The 19,455-nt window shown below is 37.5% G+C and carries 11 protein-coding genes; 6 read left to right on the plus strand and 5 right to left on the minus strand.

Annotated features, from left to right (window positions below; all coding sequences use genetic code 11):
• The first annotated feature begins 302 nt into the window (after positions 1-302).
• The gene (locus ABXH34_RS10735) at positions 303-743 is read left to right on the plus strand and encodes an HvfA family oxazolone/thioamide-modified RiPP metallophore (protein WP_353571881.1); all 441 of its coding nucleotides are present in this window, start codon (positions 303-305) and stop codon (positions 741-743) included.
• A 226-nt stretch (positions 744-969) separates the two neighbouring features.
• Complete coding sequence (gene mshL / locus ABXH34_RS10740; RefSeq protein WP_353571882.1) at positions 970-2,607, plus strand: pilus (MSHA type) biogenesis protein MshL; 1,638 nt, start codon at positions 970-972, stop codon at positions 2,605-2,607.
• Positions 2,608-2,822: 215 nt separating this feature from the next.
• Here mshL and ABXH34_RS10745 read toward each other — a convergent pair whose 3' ends face one another.
• The gene (locus tag ABXH34_RS10745) at positions 2,823-6,134 is read right to left on the minus strand and encodes a response regulator (RefSeq protein WP_353571883.1); all 3,312 of its coding nucleotides are present in this window, start codon (positions 6,132-6,134) and stop codon (positions 2,823-2,825) included.
• Between the two features lie 542 nt (positions 6,135-6,676).
• Here ABXH34_RS10745 and ABXH34_RS10750 point away from each other — a divergent pair.
• From ABXH34_RS10750 to exaC, 3 genes are all read left to right on the plus strand, one after another.
• The gene (locus tag ABXH34_RS10750) at positions 6,677-8,755 is read left to right on the plus strand and encodes a sulfotransferase family protein (protein ID WP_353571884.1); all 2,079 of its coding nucleotides are present in this window, start codon (positions 6,677-6,679) and stop codon (positions 8,753-8,755) included.
• Positions 8,743-9,933 (plus strand): SDR family oxidoreductase, encoded by a 1,191-nt coding sequence (locus ABXH34_RS10755; RefSeq protein ID WP_353571885.1) that lies wholly within the window; start codon positions 8,743-8,745, stop codon positions 9,931-9,933. Before ABXH34_RS10750 ends, ABXH34_RS10755 begins: the two co-directional genes overlap by 13 nt.
• A gap of 244 nt (positions 9,934-10,177) precedes the next feature.
• Positions 10,178-11,698: an acetaldehyde dehydrogenase ExaC gene (exaC, locus tag ABXH34_RS10760; protein ID WP_353571886.1), complete on the plus strand. Its 1,521-nt coding sequence runs from the start codon at positions 10,178-10,180 to the stop codon at positions 11,696-11,698.
• A 154-nt stretch (positions 11,699-11,852) separates the two neighbouring features.
• Here the strand turns inward: exaC and ABXH34_RS10765 are convergent, their stop codons facing one another.
• The 3 genes from ABXH34_RS10765 to ABXH34_RS10775 are packed head-to-tail and all read right to left on the minus strand — an operon-like array spanning position 11,853 to position 15,232.
• Complete coding sequence (locus tag ABXH34_RS10765; RefSeq protein ID WP_353571887.1) at positions 11,853-13,217, minus strand: phosphomannomutase/phosphoglucomutase; 1,365 nt, start codon at positions 13,215-13,217, stop codon at positions 11,853-11,855.
• Positions 13,218-13,261: 44 nt separating this feature from the next.
• Positions 13,262-13,867: a hypothetical protein gene (locus tag ABXH34_RS10770; protein WP_353571888.1), complete on the minus strand. Its 606-nt coding sequence runs from the start codon at positions 13,865-13,867 to the stop codon at positions 13,262-13,264.
• 3 nt (positions 13,868-13,870) lie between these two features.
• The gene (locus tag ABXH34_RS10775) at positions 13,871-15,232 is read right to left on the minus strand and encodes an AAA family ATPase (protein WP_353571889.1); all 1,362 of its coding nucleotides are present in this window, start codon (positions 15,230-15,232) and stop codon (positions 13,871-13,873) included.
• A gap of 132 nt (positions 15,233-15,364) precedes the next feature.
• Here ABXH34_RS10775 and ABXH34_RS10780 point away from each other — a divergent pair, with 132 nt between their 5' ends.
• The gene (locus tag ABXH34_RS10780) at positions 15,365-16,318 is read left to right on the plus strand and encodes an AAA family ATPase (RefSeq protein ID WP_353571890.1); all 954 of its coding nucleotides are present in this window, start codon (positions 15,365-15,367) and stop codon (positions 16,316-16,318) included.
• 158 nt (positions 16,319-16,476) lie between these two features.
• Here ABXH34_RS10780 and ABXH34_RS10785 read toward each other — a convergent pair whose 3' ends face one another.
• On the minus strand, positions 16,477-19,347 hold the full coding sequence (locus ABXH34_RS10785; protein ID WP_353571891.1) for a response regulator: 2,871 nt from the start codon (positions 19,345-19,347) through the stop codon (positions 16,477-16,479).
• Between the last annotated feature and the right edge of the window lie 108 nt (positions 19,348-19,455).

A 19,455-nucleotide genomic window follows, 5' to 3' on the forward strand; every position in this document is an offset into this window, starting at 1 on the left:
CCTGTATTACCACCCAATCAATATAATTTAATTTTTTTAATCACCAAAAACAAACAGATTTAGATTATCCATATATATTATCCTATTAGCTGCAATACATCATTTCCTACTAAAATACTAAAAAATATAAACAAATGAAAATAAATTAAATTAGTTATCTATGACTTGAAAATCATTTATAAAATCTTATTATGACTATACATATAAAACAGTTGATTATTAGATAAAACTATAGTCTAATAAGGTCTACGTTTTAATGATACTTCTTTGCCAACCAATCCAAATTTAGGAGGAGACCTAGCATGGCTAAGGAATTTACAAAGAGCACACTTTCACTTGCTATCGGTACTGCATTCACTATTTCTTTAGCGACTGCACCTGTTGCTAATGCTGCTGAAAACCCATTTGCAACAAGCACTTTAAACAGTGGTTACATGGTTGCTATGAACTTGGAAGCTGATGCTAACAAGGAAGGCAAAGAAGGCAAATGTGGCGAAGGCAAATGCGGCGACGACAAAGCTGATAAAGAAGGCAAATGCGGTGGCGACAAAGCTGATAAAGAAGGCAAATGTGGTGAAGGCAAATGCGGTGGCGACAAAGCTGATAAAGAAGGTAAATGTGGTGAAGGCAAATGCGGTGGCGACAAAGCTGATAAAGAAGGCAAATGTGGCGAAGGCAAATGCGGTGGCGATAAAGCCGACGGCGACAAAGCTGATGATGCAGACGCAAAACCTGCTGAATAAGTCTTAGTCCTGTTTCATAAAAAACACTCTTTGTTTTATAGCACTGAGTGTTTTTTTTATTTTGGATGCTCTCTCTTCTTATTTTTATAGCTGCTTTGCATCATTCAAATCTTAAGCTGCTGACTTTAGCCCTACCAAGCCGCATCATTTTAAAATTGCTGAAATGAGTATGTTAAAATAGCCTCAAGTTATTTCTACTACCTAACAAAAATGTATCATAATGCAAATGCGTTTCAGGCTTCTCTTTCAAATCAGTCTATTATTGTTCGTCATTACTGCGTGTGCACCACAGCCACAAGTACCATCCCCCGGACATATTAGTACTGGTCACTTGCCTGCAAAACCTGATATCAGTGCTGATATTCCTCCACCTGTACAACAAATGCCTTTTATTCCACCGCCGCAACCAAGTCGGCCATTAGAAACTTATACCGTTACAGTAACAAATGTACCTGTGGATCAACTGTTGTTTGCACTTGCCCGAGATGCAAAAATTAACATTGATGTACATCCTAGTATTAAAGGCAACATAACGTTAAATGCAATTGAGCAAACATTGCCTCAAATCATGCAACGGGTGGCAGAGCAAATTGAATTACGTTACGAAATAAAAGATACTTACATTAAAGTTTTTCCTGATTTGCCCTATTTGCGTTTATATACAGTTAATTATGTCAATATGAGTCGTCAAACGATAACCGAAGTCAAAGTGTCCACACAAAGCATTTCCAGTATTGAAAGCCTTTCTGGTGGTGGCCAAGGCTCGACAGCATCCAGCCAAGGTGAAGGTGAAAATGACTCAACAACCCAAGTTAGAAATACCTCTGATAATCTATTTTGGAACACATTAACCCGTAATATTAATTCCTTGCTGGGCGGGACTGAAGAAAACAATTCCAATGTCATTATCAATGCAGAAACGGGTATTGTGATGATTAATGCTAAACATTATCAACATGAAAAAATTCAGATGTTTTTAGACTCAGTACTGGAAAGTGCACAACGCCAAGTATTAATTGAAGCCACCATTGCTGAAGTGACTTTAAAAGATGAATATCAAGCAGGTATCGACTGGAAACGTATTTCTGGCGATTATACTTATGAACAATCATTGACAGGTGGTAAGTTAAACAATACACCGTTTTATAGCATTGAATACACTAACCCTGATAGTGTGATAGGCAATATTACTGCGGCCTTACGTTTGCTGGAACAGTTTGGTAATGTCAAAGTCCTATCTAGTCCTAAAATCATGGTGTTAAATAACCAGACAGCGGTACTTAAAGTGGTTGATAATGTTGTTTATTTTAGTATCGACATCGTGCCACAAACCCAAGCAACTAATTTGACTTCTGGCGTATCTTTTGTCAGCTATGTAGTGGATACTGAGCCAAAAATATTACCTGTAGGTTTGATTATGAACGTCACACCTCAAATCAGTGATACCGACATGGTGACTTTAAATGTCCGCCCAACGATTTCCCGAATTACCAAATATGTACAAGACCCCAACCCTGAATTAGCACTTGCTGGAGTTTCAAACCCAATTCCTCAAATCCAAGTACGTGAAATGGAATCTATTTTAAAAGTTGCGAATGGCAATATTGTGATTATTGGCGGCTTGATGGAAGACACTATAGAAAAAGAAACTGATGCCGTGCCCGTACTGTCTAAGTTACCGTTAATAGGTGATTTATTTACGTACAAGCATGATACTTATAGCAAAACAGAGTTAATCATATTTTTGCGTCCAGTGGTTGTCAAAGATGCCAGTTTAGAAGGGGATTTACATCAATTTAAAGCTTTTTTACCTGATAATAAGGCGGATAATTATCCCAATACAGGTATCAAATTCAGGAGATAATAGGGATAAAATTAGTATTGCAATCAGCTATAGTCAATTCTATCTTAAGTGCGAGGACTGGCAGTCCTGAAATCCTTTAAATATTAATCACTTTTAAAAATAAGGACTGCCAGTCCTGTATCACTTTAAAGTAAAATGACTATAAATATTATTTATTGACTCAATTTCAGAACAGCCTTAATCATAAATTGCCAAATTAAGCATTGGGTTCAATATCATTTTTGAGTCAATGTTTCAATACCTTCCCAATTTTCTGGTGTGCCCTCTTCAACATAATGACGACTCCGTCCTAGATAAAACTCAGCGGCTTTGTCTTCAGGTAGCACGGATAAAATATGCTCAAATAATGGGATTGCATGATCGAAATTGCCTTTGTAATATAAGCCTAAAGCAGCATTGAATTCAGGTTCAAGTGTGATTTTTGCTTCTCGAATTTCACGATCTGGTTCAGCGTCAATCAATTCAAATACTTGAACAGGCTCATGTTTACCTTTAACAAGTACTTTACCTAAGAAACGATAGAAATGCGCTTCAGGGTTTTTCATTTGTTGTAAAATATCATCGCTGATTAAAATGGATACGCCATATAATTTGGTCAAACCTTCTAAACGAGAGGCTAAATTCACTGCATCAGAAATCACCGTGCCTTCCATGCGTTTCTCTTCTCCAATCGTACCCAGCATCAATGAACCAACGTGCATCCCAACCCCAATCTTAATTTCTTTTTGTCCGCGTTGAACCCGCTCTGCGTTTAAAATTTGTAAATGTCTCAAAATCTCAACCGCAGCATCTACCGCAGAATCTACAGATTCAGGGAACAAAGCCATAATGGCATCACCGATATATTTGTCGATAAAACCATTGTATTTTCGAATTTGGGGGCTGACACGGCCTAAATATTCATTAATAAAATCAAAATTTTCTTTTGGGGTTAAACTTTCTGATAATGTGGTAAAAGAGCGAATATCTGCAAATAAAACCGTCATATTTTTCTGAACATGATCGCCTAAGCGTACATCAACAATGCTTTCTTTTTCAAGAAGTTGTAAGAATTCTAATGGCACAAAATGACTGTAAGCAATATTGATTCTGGATAATTGAATATGGGTTTTAATCCGTGCAAGTAATTCACCTTTTGAAAAAGGTTTGGTTAAATAATCATTTGCCCCAGATTCCAAACCTTGAACTAAATCAGAGACTTGATTTTTTGCCGTCAACATAATAATCGGTAATTGGTTGACTGGATAGCGATCTCGAATGACCCTACAAACTTCAAAACCTGACATTTTGGGCATCATAATATCTAACAGCACCACAGCAAATTTTTCATTATCAATAACGGCTAACGCTTCAGGGCCATTTAGTGCCCGTGTCACTGAATAATTTTCAATAGTTAATTGATTTTCCAATACTTGTAGATTGACGGGATCATCATCGACAATCAATACACTAAGCATTTCATCTAGCTTAATTTGTTGGATTTCTTGGGTATCTTCATCTAAGAAAATCGCAGGTTCTTCTACTGTTTCAATATCGATAATGCTAGAGCTTAGAGCGGGTGGTTTTGCCGTTGGCTCTCGTAAACGTTCTAATAAAGCTTCAGTTTCATCTCCATGATCGGCAATATCTGTTGTTGATAGTGGCAATGTAAAACTAACCCGTGTGCCATGTCCTTCTGTTGATTGAATCCGAATCTCACCGCCATGTAATTCAACCAATTGTTTTGTAATTGAAAGACCTAAACCCGTTCCGCCAAATTCACGCGAAATTGAACCATCAGCTTGCTCAAATGGATTGAATACGGTTGATAATTTTTCACTTGGAATACCCAATCCAGAGTCTGTCACGGAAATCATTAACCAGCCTTCACTAAATTGCGAAGCAGACACATCAATGATGCCCTCATCTGTGAATTTAACCGCATTACCAATCAAATTGTGTAAAATCTGTTGAACTCTATTTTCATCTGCATCAACAATAATATCTTTTTCAATGCTATTGACTAATTCTATTGATTTTTTACCAATTAACGGTTGAGATAGAATAATTACAACTTCCACCAATATTTTCACTTCTATAGGTCTGATTTGTAATGCAATACTCTTATGCTTGAGTTTTGAAAAATCTAAAATATCATTGACTAAATTTGCCAGTCTGCGCCCACTGAACACAATCATAGATAGGTTTTCAATCACTTTAGGGGGTAATTTACCTGCAACTCCATCTAACATTGATTCAGCAATCCCAATAATACCGTTGATAGGGGTGCGTAGCTCATGGGATGTATTCGATAAAAAATCATCTTTTAAACGATCTAATTCTTTTAAATTTTCATTTTGTTGCTCAACTTGCTTCATATATTTGAGCAGATTATTTACCATGAGGGTAATGCTTTGCTTCAGTAATTTTAGTTCATTATTTGTATTAACTTCAATGGGATGATATAAATCTCCTTGAGCAATCAAGTTGACACTACGCACAATGCGCCGAATGGGATGCGTAATCCATGCGGAAATCAGAAAAGTGAATAAAATACTTAATAAAATTGCAATAATCCCTAAAAAGGTATGAAATGTTGCAATTCGTTCTAAACCTTGGTCAACAAGTTTTGTATTGTAAGTTAATTCAATGACTTTACTTGAGTCAGAAGGTGTGTTTTCTTTCTTTAAATTTAAAAAAAGATAGCGCGTCAATGATTTCTGTTTGAGATTATGAAATTCAATGGGAGTTTTGGTTTCGTACACTGTTTTAACAATATTCACTATTTTTTCAGAAGCTTTGGTTTCTTTTTCTGAACCAATGACATGGCCATGTCGACTGAAAATACGCACTTTATCCAAGGTGGGATTGATGGTACGTAAGCGTGAGGTGATTTTAGTTAAATCCAATTCTCCAATTAAACGTGAAAATTCATCAGAAACCAGTCCAAATTCCAAAACATATTTTCTGTCAGGCGTTGGCATATAAGCATATTTTCGAAAGACACCTGTTCGTGCTTCTGTGCCGAAATCACCATCAGCAAAACGACCTGTGGCAAAAATATCTTGCAGCACTTTATAAAATTCTGGGGTTTTTTCTTTAAAATTTAAATTGAGGTCTTTTGGATAGGTTGTGTATTCAACAATCCCTTCACGGTTGATTAAATATAAATCCATTTTGCCGCCAAACTGCATTTTTATTGCGTCTAAATCAATTTTCACAGGATCACGGCCTGCTTGTTCATAGGCTTGAATGAAGGGCTTAAATTTAGCTTGCATATCATGGCTTAAAAATTGGTCTAGGACACTATAGCCACTGTCAACCAGACGAATTGCATTTAAGATATTGTTTTCAGTCTGTTTTTGTAATAATTGGTAGGCATTTTCTAAATCGTATTTGGCATTGAGATAATCAAACACAGACATGGCTATCAAGATTGGGATAATCAGTAATAAAAATGCACCCATCAACGTATAGCGTAAAGGCACGTAAGGAGAGGATGATTGAACTGAGGTTTCTGCTGGATCAGACTGGGTAGGCTGCGTCATTATTTATAGCCATAGTAAATTTATTTTATTCCATTACTTTAAATACGGAAAAAATGCTAGACGCTGGTTATTATAATTGTGTGCTGCTTAGCTCATTTGATTCTGCTAAGAGGGTCGTAGCGATTCGTATTAATTAAATATTGGCTTGTTTATATGAGTTATATTATATAGTTATTGACAAAGATATGTGCAAATTTATCGTCAAGCTCATAGAATGGTCTTTGAATCAAAATGACAATAGCTTACCTATAATATGAAGTTAACCAGAGTCAATTGATATTATTTAACATGAGAAAAGCAAAAATATTCCTGATTACCCATAATGATCAGCGAAAATTAAGAAGGCGATAAGGCAAGGAAGGAGTTCTGAGAGCCACATAAGCCAAACAGGGTAGTTAAAGAGATAGCAAAATTCAGCCTGAAATACACAATAACATTATAATAACCAAGCTGCGTACAAGAATAAAGTTAATTGTTGTATTATGCTTTTTAACATTTAAGTTTTATGATGTGCAATGCTTGATGCCACCAGTGAGATACGCATGGAATTTACAACTGATTTTTGCAAACTAAAAATACAGCTCGATAGCAATGAATTACAAAATATATTAAACCAATTTCAGCCACAAGATTGGATAAGCCATGGCATAGAAACCAGTGGAAATGAGTCAGTTATGTTAATTTCGGCTGGTGGCACTTATAATACAGATTACGCATTATCTGCACCCGCTGAACCGACACCTTATTTAGATAATTGCCTTTATATTCAAAAGTTTTTAACCGTTTTAAATCTCCCTGTTTCACGTTGCCGTCTAGTCAAATTACCTGCAAATATGGCAGCTCCAACAAAAATACCAGCTCACTACCATTGGTTTAGACATAGCGCAATTTATATCCCAGTCCAAACCCAAACAAGCATAGATTTTCACTGTGGCACGAGCCAAATTTTTATGCAAACAGGTGAAGCATGGATTGCAAACCCCAATCAAGCCCAAAGTTTGGCCAATAACAGTGAACAAGATTGCGTCTATTTAGTGGTGGATGTCAAACATTCTAAACAGCTAAATTTATTAATGACTAAGGCTCTGGATAAAAATCAACAAATCGAGCAAATTAAACCAGATTTCAAAACAGAGATTAAACTGAATTTACCGCGTTTTCGATTCGACGTATTCACCCCTGCTGAAATCGAATTATTGACCGATCGACTATCAAAAATTGTCCAAGCATCAGATATTACCACCCAAGCTTTTAGCGGCTATCAAAATACATTAACCAGTTTCAAAGCAGAATGGGAATTGAGTTTTGCACAATTTGCTAATCAACACGCAGGTGAAATGGCGTATTACGATGCAATTTTATCTTTTAAAGAAAATGTATTACCAAAAATTCGCCGTTGGATTGCTAAAGACCCTCAAGCACAAGCAATTATTGAAACGATGACCTCATTATTACAAGTTGCCGTTCGCCCTGCACCGAGTAAAGTAGGTCAAAAATTCCTCTCGCGTCAGAAAACATTACCGCATATTGATTGGCAATCACTGTATCAAGCGACTGAAAAATTTGAAGATCAGGCCAGTTATAAATGCTTGTCTCAAGATGCTTTACGTGAATTATTGCCGCATTTCCGCATTGCAGATAGCTTGGACAAACGCTATCCATCCTTAGCAAAACAATGGCCAAATAAAGCAGATTTAACCGCTGCGATACAACAGTTATTAAATGTTGGCTTATTGAAAGAACGCTTTGCAAACCCTAAATTTGATCGACCGATCTTTATCGTTTCTGCACCTCGTGCAGGCAGTACTTTGTTATATGAAACCTTAGCGAAATTCCCTGAAATTTGGGCAATCGGCCAAGAAAGTCATGAAATTATCGAAGGGATCAAAGCGTTACACCCTGAAACCTACAACTATAGCTCTAACCGCTTAACCGCAGAGCATTCAACGCTTGATGTGGAAATGCATTTGCAACAACGCTTTGCTCGTCAATTGCATGATAGTCAAGGTAAATTGCTGTTAGATTATCCTGTTGCCGAACGTCCTCAGAGTTTGCGATTCTTAGAGAAAACCCCAAAAAATGCGTTAAGAGTCAGTTTTCTTAAAAAAGTATTCCCCGAAGCTTTATTTATCTTTTTATACCGTGATCCACAAGAAAATGTCAGCAGCATGTTAGAAGGGTGGCGTTCAAGAAGTTTCATTGCTTACAAACAATTACCTAAATGGCCTCATAAAAATTGGTGTTTCTTGTTACCGCCTGAATGGCAGCAGAATTTACAAAATAAACCCTTAGTTGAAATTGCTGGCGAACAATGGCGAGCTGCCAATTATTATATTTGGGAAGATTTAAAAACCTTAGCCCCTGAAGATTGGTATTTTGTGCATTACCATGATTTAGTTAAAAATACTGAGCAAGTCGTGCACGATATTAGTGATTTTGCCGGCTTAACTTGGCATCAAGAAATTGAACAATCATTGTCGAAAGGCTTAAGTGTGTCTAAAATGGCTTTGTCTGCACCCTCGCCCGATAAATGGCGTAAACATACCTATGAATTGGATATGGTGTTGCCGAAACTAGAACCCTTTGCACGTCGCGTGGAACTTGAATTATGCCAAAAATAGTCTCTAAAATTGATTTAACTTCTGAAGCGTGTTTAGCCGATGAAATTGAGTTTTTACTACCCGTGACTGAATTTGCACAAAATCCACAGGCCATTTTATTAACAGGTTCGACAGGATTTTTAGGCGTTTGTTTATTAAATGAATTACTGCTTAAAACTCAAGCTCAGATTTACTGTTTAGTTCGCGCCAAAGATGAAGCTATCGGCTTTGAACGGATTAAAGAACAGTTAGAATTTTATCAGTTTTGGCAGCCTGAATGGGAAAGCCGTATTATGGCGGTAATTGGTGATTTAGCTAAACCCGTGCTGGATTTGACTGATGCACAATTTTCTGAATTAAGTGAAAAAATAGACATTATTTATCATAATGGTGCGTATGTGAATTCAATGCGCCCTTATGCCAGTTTAAAATCATCCAATGTACTGGGCACAAAGGAAGTATTACGTTTAGCCAGTTTAGTTAAAACCAAACCTGTGCATTTTATTTCTACTTTAGCAGTCTTTTTCAGTCCTGTGCATAATGGACAAGTGATTACAGAAAATATTAAGCCTAGCGACACCTTGCAAGGGGGTTATAAGCAAAGTAAATGGGTTGCGGAACAATTAATTTTACGAGCGGGTCAACGCGGTTTGCCGTGTAATGTGTATCGTCCAGGGCGGATTATGGGGCACAGTGAAACGGGTATTACAGGCAATATGACTGATTTGCTGACCACGGTGTTAAAAGGCTGTATTGAAATTGGCCAAATCCCTGATAGGGAAAATATGGTCAATATCGTGCCTGTGGATTATGTGAGTCGTGCTATTGTTGATTTAGCCTTGCAGCAACGTTTTGGTGAGTCATTTCATTTAATCAATCCACAACCGGTGTCGTGGTTAGATTTAGTACAAATGGTGCGTAATTTGGGTTATTCGCTGGAGGCTAAAGATTATGATGATTGGTCAGAAACATTGAAAAGCTTTGCGGCTCAAAAATCTAATGATAAAGTCTACTCTCCATTACTTTTATTGTTACGTTCTTCATCCGCCTTTTTTGCTAAAAAACCTAAGTTTGATACAAATTCAACTCAAAGCCAGTTAAAAGACCAAGCAATTACTTGTCCGCCAGTGAATCAGATTTTGGTCGAGCGTTATTTTAAACATTTCCAAAATATGCAACACATTCCTGCACCTAAATAACAGACATTCAGTGTAAACAGGAGCAACGTGATGTTGCTCTTAAACAACTCATCTTAATTTATAAAATATTTCTGAATTGATCCCAGTCTTTTAACGTTTCTACATGCCGAAATCCACATTTTGTATAAACTAGTGGACATCTGCCGATATAATTATGTAAATTAATAGGCTTATAAAAAACTTGCATACATAGTAAATATTATGTGGAATACGCTTTCACATCTATAAACCAAAGGAGAAGTGAATGCAGTACGCAAATCCAAATACTGAAGGTGCAGTTGTTAACTTTAAAGACAGCTATGATAATTTTATTGGTGGTGAGTGGGTTGCACCTGTAGACGGTGTTTATTTTGATAATATTTCCCCTGTTAATGGTAAACCTTTTTGCAAAATCCCCCGTTCTAATGAGAAAGATATTGAGCTTGCATTAGATGCAGCACATGCCGCTAAAGAGGCTTGGGGCAAAACGTCAGTAACAGAACGTTCTAATATTTTGTTGAAAATCGCGGATCGTGTTGAAGCCAATTTAGAAATGTTGGCAGTAGCTGAGAGTTGGGATAATGGCAAAGCGGTGCGTGAAACCCTGAATGCTGATATTCCATTAACCGCTGACCATTTCCGTTATTTTGCAGCTTGTATTCGTGCGCAAGAAGGCAGTGTTGGCGAAATTGATGAGAAAACCGTGGCGTATCATTTCCACGAGCCGCTCGGTGTTGTCGGTCAAATTATTCCGTGGAATTTCCCTATTTTAATGGCAGCATGGAAATTAGCACCTGCTTTAGCCGCAGGCAATTGCGTGATATTAAAACCAGCAGAACAAACCCCCGCATCCATTCTAGTCATGATGGAAATCATTGGTGATTTATTACCCAAAGGCGTATTAAATATCGTCAGTGGTTTTGGTGCAGAAGCAGGTAAAGCTTTAGCTACCAGCACTCGGATTGCCAAAATTGCATTTACAGGCTCAACCCCTGTTGGCTCATTGATTATGGAATATGCTGCGAAAAATGTGATCCCATCCACAGTCGAATTGGGCGGCAAATCACCAAACGTTTATTTCTCTGACATCATGAATCATGAAGATGAATATTTAAGCAAATGTGTTGAGGGCGCGGTATTAGCCTTTTTCAACCAAGGTGAAGTATGTACTTGTCCATCTCGCTTGTTGATTCAAGAAGATATTTATGACAAATTCATCGGCATGGTGATTGAGCGAGCCAATCAAATTAAACGCGGCAGCCCATTGGATACGGAAGTGATGGTGGGTGCACAGGCTTCACAAGAGCAATATGATAAGATTTTGAGTTATTTAAAAATTGGTCGTGACGAAGGTGCAGAAGTCTTGATCGGTGGCGGTGCTGAAAAACTAGGTGATGGTTATGGCGATGGTTATTACATTCAGCCGACTTTATTGAAAGGCACGAATAACATGCGCGTATTCCAAGAAGAAATTTTTGGCCCTGTGGTTTCTGTCACCACATTTAAAGATGAAGCGGAAGCTTTAGCAATTGCAAATGATACTGAATTTGGCTTAGGTGCAGGCGTTTGGACACGGGATATGAATTTATCTTACCGTATGGGTCGTGGCATTCAAGCGGGACGGGTTTGGACAAATTGTTATCATATTTATCCAGCACACGCGGCATTTGGTGGTTATAAAAAATCAGGTGTTGGGCGTGAAAATCATAAAATGATGCTTGACCATTATCAACAAACTAAAAATTTATTAGTCAGTTATGATGTCAATCCGTTAGGCTTTTTCTAAATTATTTAAAGATAGTTTTTCTCTTTTCTCGTTCCACGCACTGCGTGGAATGACTTATAGACGCACTAGCGTCTTGATATTTATGGACGCTGGTGCGTCCTGTTAGATGACGACGCGGTGCGTCGTCACAAGTTACAAGTTACGTTAGTCACTTCTAAAAAGGCAAGTTCAAACTTGCATCAATCGCTAAGAATTGGCGACGGAAATCTTGCTGAATCCGTTCTAATCCTGCCTGTGTTTCCGCCTCAAACCGAATCACTAAACACGGTGTTGTATTCGATGGACGTACCAAACCCCAACCATCAGCGAAATCAGCCCGTAAACCATCAATGGTTATAATCTCAGCCGCTTCAAATTTAAAGCTATCAAGCACTTTCTTCATTAATTCAAAATTTTCACCCTCTTTTTCTAGTTCTAACTTTAATTCTGGGGTGCTCACAGCATTCGGTAGCGCAGTAAAAATTTCCGTCGGTGTCCGCTCATCTTTGGCTAAGATTTCCAACAAACGTGCAGCGGTATACAAAGCATCATCAAAACCATACCAACGCTCTTTAAAGAAAATATGCCCACTCATTTCACCCCCAAGTAGGGCTTGTTCTTGTTTGATTTTAGCTTTAATTAGCGAATGCCCCGTGCACCACATCACAGGTTTGCCGCCTTGTTCTGCAATGCTTTTACCCAGATGACGGCTGCATTTCACATCGTATACAATCGCCGCATTTGGATTACGGTTTAAAATATCAGTGGCATATAAAATCATTTGACGGTCTGGCCATACCACTTGTCCATCGGCATCGACTACGCCTAAACGGTCGCCATCGCCATCAAAGCCAAGTCCTAAATCTGCGCCTGTTTCTTTGACGGTCTTGATTAAATCTTCTAAGTTTTTCAACACCGTTGGATCGGGATGGTGATTGGGGAAATTACCATCCACTTCGCAAAATAATTCGATTACTTCACAGCCCAAAGCTTTTAATAATTGTGGTGCTAAATGACCCGCCGCGCCATTGCCACAATCAACCACGACTTTAAACGGGTGCTTTAATTTGACATCTTGCACAATGCGTTGCACGTAATCTTGTTGAATATCTAGGGTTTTTAATTGTCCTTCACCCGTAATAAAGTCCTGTTGTTCCACACGGCGTCTTAGGGTTTGAATCGCATCGCCTGCCAAAGTATCCCCATCAATCATGATTTTCATGCCGTTGTAATTCGATGGATTATGGCTACCTGTGAGCATCACGCCACTACCTGTTTTTAAATGATAAGTAGCGAAATACAGCACAGGAGTTGGAATCATCCCAATATCGATGACATCACGCCCCGCCATACGCAGACCTTTAATCAGAGCTTGAATTAATTCAGGTCCTGACAATCGTCCATCACGTCCAACAGCCACGGTTTTTTGATTTTTTAAAGCGGCTTCACTGCCAATCGCTTGCCCAATTTGGGTCACAATGTCAGGGGTTAAGCTCTCGCCAACAATGCCACGAATATCATACGCACGGAAAATAGACACGAAATCATCCTTTTTTTGAATTTTGTTTGATATTTATAAATTAATTAAAATTTGTAGATGTTTTGGTAATAGCCATTTTCATCCAGTTGAATTTTATAGTGTGCTACATTTTTCATTCCTAAATATTCAAATCTTAGTTTATTTTCAAGCCATTCTTGCGTTAATACGAAATTTGTATTTTTTTGAGCATCAAACTTAGCTTCATGAATTTTAAGATCAGTTAAGTAATCAGTTCTGTATGCTGTATAAAAGTGAAATTGAATATCCGAAAAGCCAAGGATTTTGGTAACGGCAAGTCCATTAAGCAGTGAGCTTTCAAACTGTTCTTTCACACCTTTCCATTTTGAGCGTTTAATAGTTTGTTTACATTCAATGATATGCAATTCAATCTTGTTGTTATCCCATAGAAAAATTGTACTATCTGCCATTTTCTCATTTTTTAGATAAGGGATTGGTTGGCGGTGGTTTTCTTTCGCATGAATATTAGTTTTTTGTAAGCGAAATCCTGTTTTTTTGGTAATACATTTAATCTCTGCAAATCCGCTACTTTCTGTTTCTGTAATTATAAATTCTTCATTTGGATTGATTCTTTGACACCAATCTTGTTTAATAAAGTATTCCAATCGGTCTTCAATTGAAAGTAATACCATAATTTAACCCTCATCTTCATCATCTTGAATAGTGAAAGCTTCTTTGGAAAGATCATAAATTGCATCAGTAAAAGTAGGTGCAGAAAAACCAAATTCTTTTATTGGCAAAGATTTAATTGTTGTCCCTTCTGGAGTGACTTGGAATTGATAAGCACGAACATCTTCCGGTGATAATAAATCAGCTTCGGTATAGCCTAATTTTTCACATAAAGCGTCTTTATTTGGATGTTGAGATAGGGCGATAAAATTATTAATTTGTTGGAAAACGGTATCACTGTGTGTCGTCATCCAAATGGGCAAACCATTATTAACCAGTTGCACTAAATAACGCACTAGAAGCCGTTGCATATTTAAATGTAAATGGGCTTCTGGTTCTTCAATAATGAATCTTTTAAGAGCAAATTTATCTAAAGATTTTAGAAAAATAATGATTGGAGCAAGTTCACTTACTAAGGAAGACGTAAGATGAAATGGCAATTTTTCGCTTGTTCTATCTGGTTGAAAATAATAATCTGGTGCAATGCTATTGTGATTTTGTTTGATTCTGCCTTTTAAAATTTCTTTTTCAATTTTGTCAGTGATTTGAATATGTTTTCCAGCTTCAATCATTTCTGCATTAACTAAAGCTTGTAAAAATCGAACAAGAGGCAACGGTAAAGTGGTTTTTTGAGAATCAATGGACAAGCTAAAACTATCTAATAAACCTGTCATTAAAACTTTATAAGTTTGCATAAACGAAGTTCTGGAGGCAGGTAAATATAAATAATGGTAAGGGTGAGTTGTTGTAGTAACTTGTTGAATAATTGTTAAGTTAATAAATTTCAGCAAATTAAAATGATTATGATTGAAGGCGGTTTTTATTTCTATCATATTATTATCAAATAAACAATGAGACTCTCGACGGAAGGATTTATCCTCGGATTGCTGTATATTGCCAATTTTAACTTTCAAGCTATCAAGACATGAATCAAAATTTATGGCTAAATGACCAATTGACAAGTCTTTTTTGCTAAAGATTTTTTCAACTAATAATTGCTTTTTTTCTGTCAACAAATTATTAAGCCATAAAATGGAATGCTTTATAACTTTTTTAGGCACAATTATATTTGCATCATTTGTTAAAGTTGGCTCTATTTCCCTTAACCAATTTTCACAAAAAATATAATTTTCATTATTTAAAGGAGGTTCATTGGGAAAAAGCTCTCTTTGAAACGAAAGTAGCCCCCACAACAATGACATCAAATAACTTTTACCCGCACTGTTATCACCCACAAATAGCAACATCGGGGCAATTTCAATATTGGCTTCTTGAATTGGGCCAAAATCTTTAACTTCCAACGTCCAACGCGGTTGATAATGTGACATGGAAAACATTCCTCCTGAAAATTAAATTCCTTTTGATTCTACTCGAAACTATTTTAAAACGCATTAGATTTGAGTTCTGTGCTCTGCGCCCCTATTATCACTGTGTTAATTTCTATTGTGAACAGGATGCTTATGGAAGCCAATCATTTTGACGCGCTTAGACAACATTTAGGACAACACATTGTTGGGCAACAACATTTAGTCAATAGTATGTTGATTTGTCTGCTGAGTGATGGGCATTTACTGGTAGAAGGGATGCCGGGTTTGGCAAAAACCACTGCGATTAAAAGCCTTGCTGGTGTGATTGAAGGTGATTTTCATCGTGTCCAATTTACCCCCGATTTGCTCCCCGCTGATTTAGTCGGGACAGATATTTATCAACATGAAACCAGTGAATTTGAATTTCGCCCTGGCCCTTTATTTCATAATATTATATTGGCGGATGAAATCAATCGTGCACCACCTAAAGTTCAATCAGCACTATTAGAATCAATGGCAGAACGCCAAATCACCGTAGGACAAAAAACCTATCAATTACCTGAATTATTTCTGGTTTTAGCAACACAAAACCCAGTGGAACATGAAGGCACATACACATTGCCAGAAGCGCAATTAGATCGTTTCTTATTTCACGTCAGAGTGGACTATCCTAACCGTGAAGAAGAATTAAAGATTTTAGATTTACTGGAAAATCCACAAGCCACTCAATTCGAAGCAGAAATAAAATTCACCCAAGCTGATATTTTTGCCGCGCGTGAGTCAGTGAAACAAGTTTATTTATCTGCAAAATTGAAAGAATACATTGTCGATATTGTACGCGCCACACGAATCCCCGAAGCTTACGACCCAGATTTAGCTCGTTGGCAACGTTTTGGAGCATCGCCTCGCGCCAGTATCGCCTTAACTCGCTGTGCTAGAGCATGGGCATGGTTACAGGGCGAAGAATATGTATCACCTGAGCATATTCAATACGTGTTGCCAGAAGTATTACGCCATCGGATTTTACTGTCATTTGAAGCTGACGCGGATGCAGTGACACCAGATCAGTTTATTCAACGATTATTAGAAGTGGTGGCCATTCCATAAAAAGGCGAAAGGACTGGTTTGCAAAATAAGTTTGTGCCGCCAGTCCTAGATTTTAAAAGTGATTGATATTTAAAGTATAAAAGGACTGCCAGTCCAACATACAACCCGAAATTGACTATATACATTAATTTGTATCTTTAAATAGCTGAATTCAAAGGTTATTCATTCATAATCCAGTTGCTTAGTATATTTTGAATTTCATCAAGTAAGGTTTTTTTCTGATAACTGCCTTTTTGGAAAATCGTACTCACATGCTGTTCTAATTGACGGCGTTCTGTACTGGATAAATCTTTGGCGGTCAAAACAATAATAGGAATTTTGCACCAATCTGAATGTTGACGTAAGCGTTCTGCAAACGTAAAGCCATCCACAATTGGCATCATCAAATCTAACAAAATCAAATCAGGTGTATGTTTCTCAAGTAAATGTAACGCAACTTGCCCATTTTCAGCTAATAACACGTCACAACCCAAACGTTCTAAAGTCTGCTGCATCATCATGCGGGTCATTTCATTATCTTCTGCAACCAGTATTGTGGCCTTTTCATAACCATCAAACCCACATTTCTCCAAAGCGTGCACCAAAGACTCACTATTGATTGGCTTCGATAAATAATCGGTTGCACCCAAGCGATAGCCCTTTTGCTTTTCATCAACCATTGATAACATAATGACAGGAATATGTTTTAAATTGGGGTCGGATTTCAGTTGAGATAATACTGTCCAGCCATCTGTTTCAGGCATCATCACATCTAAAGTAATTGCATTAGGATGTAACTTACGCGCCAAATTCAAGCCTTCCTTACCATTCGAAGCCACAACAACTTGATAAGCTAACTTTTGTAAATGCCCAGAGATTAAATGACCTGTTTCAGGATCATCATCAATGACTAACACAAATTTAGCTTTGGATTTTGTAGGCTGCATCGCCGGAAAATCATCCACTGACTGACTGGGTTTATAAGGTACTTTGGGTTTGTTCACTTCAGCAGGCAGACTGACAATAAATGTTGTGCCTTTGCCCAGCTCACTTTCAACCTCAATATCACCACCCATCATGTGAGCAAATTCCAAACAGATGGTTAATCCCAACCCTGTACCACCATAGCGGCGAGTAATAGACGCATCAGCTTGGGTAAATGGTTTGAATAAAGTGTCAATCTGGTCTGGCTTCATGCCAATACCTTCATCAATGACCCTAAAGACAATGACATCCTCATTACCAATTCGCTCTCGTAATACACTGAGCAAAATTTCACCATTATCAGTAAATTTAGTCGCATTACTTAACAAGTTGAATAATATTTGTCGGACTTTAGTCAAATCCGCATACATAATACCTAGGGTATTTTGCTCGGTTAAGATTAAGCTATTGTGATTTTTATCAATGACGGGCTTAATCGCGGCTGCGACTGAATACAGTATTTGGGAAACTTGAAAATGTTCTAAATACAACTCCATTTTGCCTGTTTCAATTTTAGAAATATCTAAGATGCTATTGATAATACCCAGTAAATGTTCACCTGAAGAAATGATTTTTTCTAGATCAGATGAATATTCATTGACTTCATCTTCTTCAAATTCTTCGTGTAATAATTCACTATAGCCAATAATCGCGTTAAGCGGCGTGCGTAATTCATGTGACATATTGGCTAAAAACACACTTTTGGCTTGAGTAGCTTGCTCAGCCGCTTCCAAAGCTTGACTTAATTCAATGCTCTGCTGCTCCAATTGCTGGCTTTTTTCTTGACTGGTTGCAAGGGCTTTCTGGGTTTGTAGCTGCTGTTCTGCTGCATGTAAAGTGATGGCAATATGGGTGGTAGCTTGTTGTAGAAAGTGCTTTTGGGTTTCAGTGGGCGATCTTAAAAAGCCTAGCTCCAAAACACTTTTAACTTTATTTTTTAACAAAATAGGCACAAAATAAATTTGATAATAAGTCTTAGTGAGCAAACCATCTTGTAGGCAAAAATCGCGTTCATCACTGATAGTGACTAATTTAGGCTGTTTGTCATGCGCCACTTGACCAACTAAGCCTTCGCCTAAGGAATAAGTATGTATTTTTTGATGTGGTAACGGTGCATAACTGGCAATTGGCGTTAATTCAGTCAGTTGTAAATGGTAAAAATAAGCCGTAACTAAATCCAAACGTTCGGCAAAGACCTGTAAACTTTGTTCTGCAAACTGCTCTATATCCATTTCGCCACGAGTGGATTCCGCTAATTTACGTAAACTTTCATTGAGCCAATTTTGATGTTCAGCCCGTTCTAAAGCCACATCTTTTTCCGCCACACTGATGGAAAGCCCTGACATCATATTATTAAAACTTTCAGTTAATACCCCAAATTCATCTTGACGAATGAGGTTTACAGGTTGGTCAAATTCGCCCTTAGCAATGCGTTGAGCACCTAACATCAACTGATAAACAGCATTCAATACATTACGTTTAAATACCCAATAAATAGCTATACTCAACACTAAAATCATCACTAAATAATGGGTGAGTTGAGTAAATAAGGTTTCCCACATGTGTTTTTCTAAGCGCAAGGTATTAATACCCACCACCACAGTTCCCAATAATTCATCCTCATCCTGAATCGGGAATTTAAGCTGGATGATATTAGGATGGTATTGTAAGTAACGTATTAAAACTGCAATGTCTTTTTGCCCCGTCATTTGAATCGCATGATGAATCAGTGGCTTTTCTGGATCAAAATGAGTGGTCATATTATTGCCTTTATTATCTAAGACAACCGTATAGCTTACATCAGCTTGCGATACGGCATCTTGAACAAAATGATCTAGGCTTTCAAAATCGTAGGCATAAATGGCTTCAGGACTGATTCGGGCAATAAATTTCCCCAGAATTTGTCCTTGTTCAGATAAGTTGTGTTTCAGTTGGCGGTATTGGCTGTATAAGTTGTAGCTGGTGGTCAAACTTAGTGCAACGATGAGGATGGCCACAACCATTAATATAAATTGGGCACTCAGACTATATCTTGTTTGCGATAAGGTAAATTTCAGTTCTTGCATAGGGCTTTTAAAGTAAAGGTTTAGCAAAGCACTCAATCTGATGTTACAGTACCAGATCAATTTAGGGTAGTCCTATAGATTATAGTGCCTATGATTAAAAAAAATTTA

The organism is Candidatus Albibeggiatoa sp. nov. BB20 (assembly GCA_016744725.1).
In the GTDB taxonomy this organism is placed as follows: Bacteria; Pseudomonadota; Gammaproteobacteria; order Beggiatoales; family Beggiatoaceae; genus Albibeggiatoa.

Excerpts from the sequence above, each read along its gene's own strand:
- ABXH34_RS10780 (WP_353571890.1), top strand. The coding sequence starts at position 15,365 with ATGGAAGCCAATCATTTTGACGCGCTTAGACAACATTTAGGACAACAC.
- ABXH34_RS10775 (WP_353571889.1), bottom strand. The coding sequence starts at position 15,232 with ATGTCACATTATCAACCGCGTTGGACGTTGGAAGTTAAAGATTTTGGC.
- mshL (WP_353571882.1), top strand. The coding sequence starts at position 970 with ATGCGTTTCAGGCTTCTCTTTCAAATCAGTCTATTATTGTTCGTCATT.
- ABXH34_RS10750 (WP_353571884.1), top strand. The coding sequence starts at position 6,677 with ATGGAATTTACAACTGATTTTTGCAAACTAAAAATACAGCTCGATAGC.
- ABXH34_RS10755 (WP_353571885.1), top strand. The coding sequence starts at position 8,743 with ATGCCAAAAATAGTCTCTAAAATTGATTTAACTTCTGAAGCGTGTTTA.
- exaC (WP_353571886.1), top strand. The coding sequence starts at position 10,178 with ATGCAGTACGCAAATCCAAATACTGAAGGTGCAGTTGTTAACTTTAAA.
- ABXH34_RS10735 (WP_353571881.1), top strand. The coding sequence starts at position 303 with ATGGCTAAGGAATTTACAAAGAGCACACTTTCACTTGCTATCGGTACT.
- ABXH34_RS10770 (WP_353571888.1), bottom strand. The coding sequence starts at position 13,867 with ATGGTATTACTTTCAATTGAAGACCGATTGGAATACTTTATTAAACAA.
- ABXH34_RS10745 (WP_353571883.1), bottom strand. The coding sequence starts at position 6,134 with ATGACGCAGCCTACCCAGTCTGATCCAGCAGAAACCTCAGTTCAATCA.
- ABXH34_RS10785 (WP_353571891.1), bottom strand. The coding sequence starts at position 19,347 with ATGCAAGAACTGAAATTTACCTTATCGCAAACAAGATATAGTCTGAGT.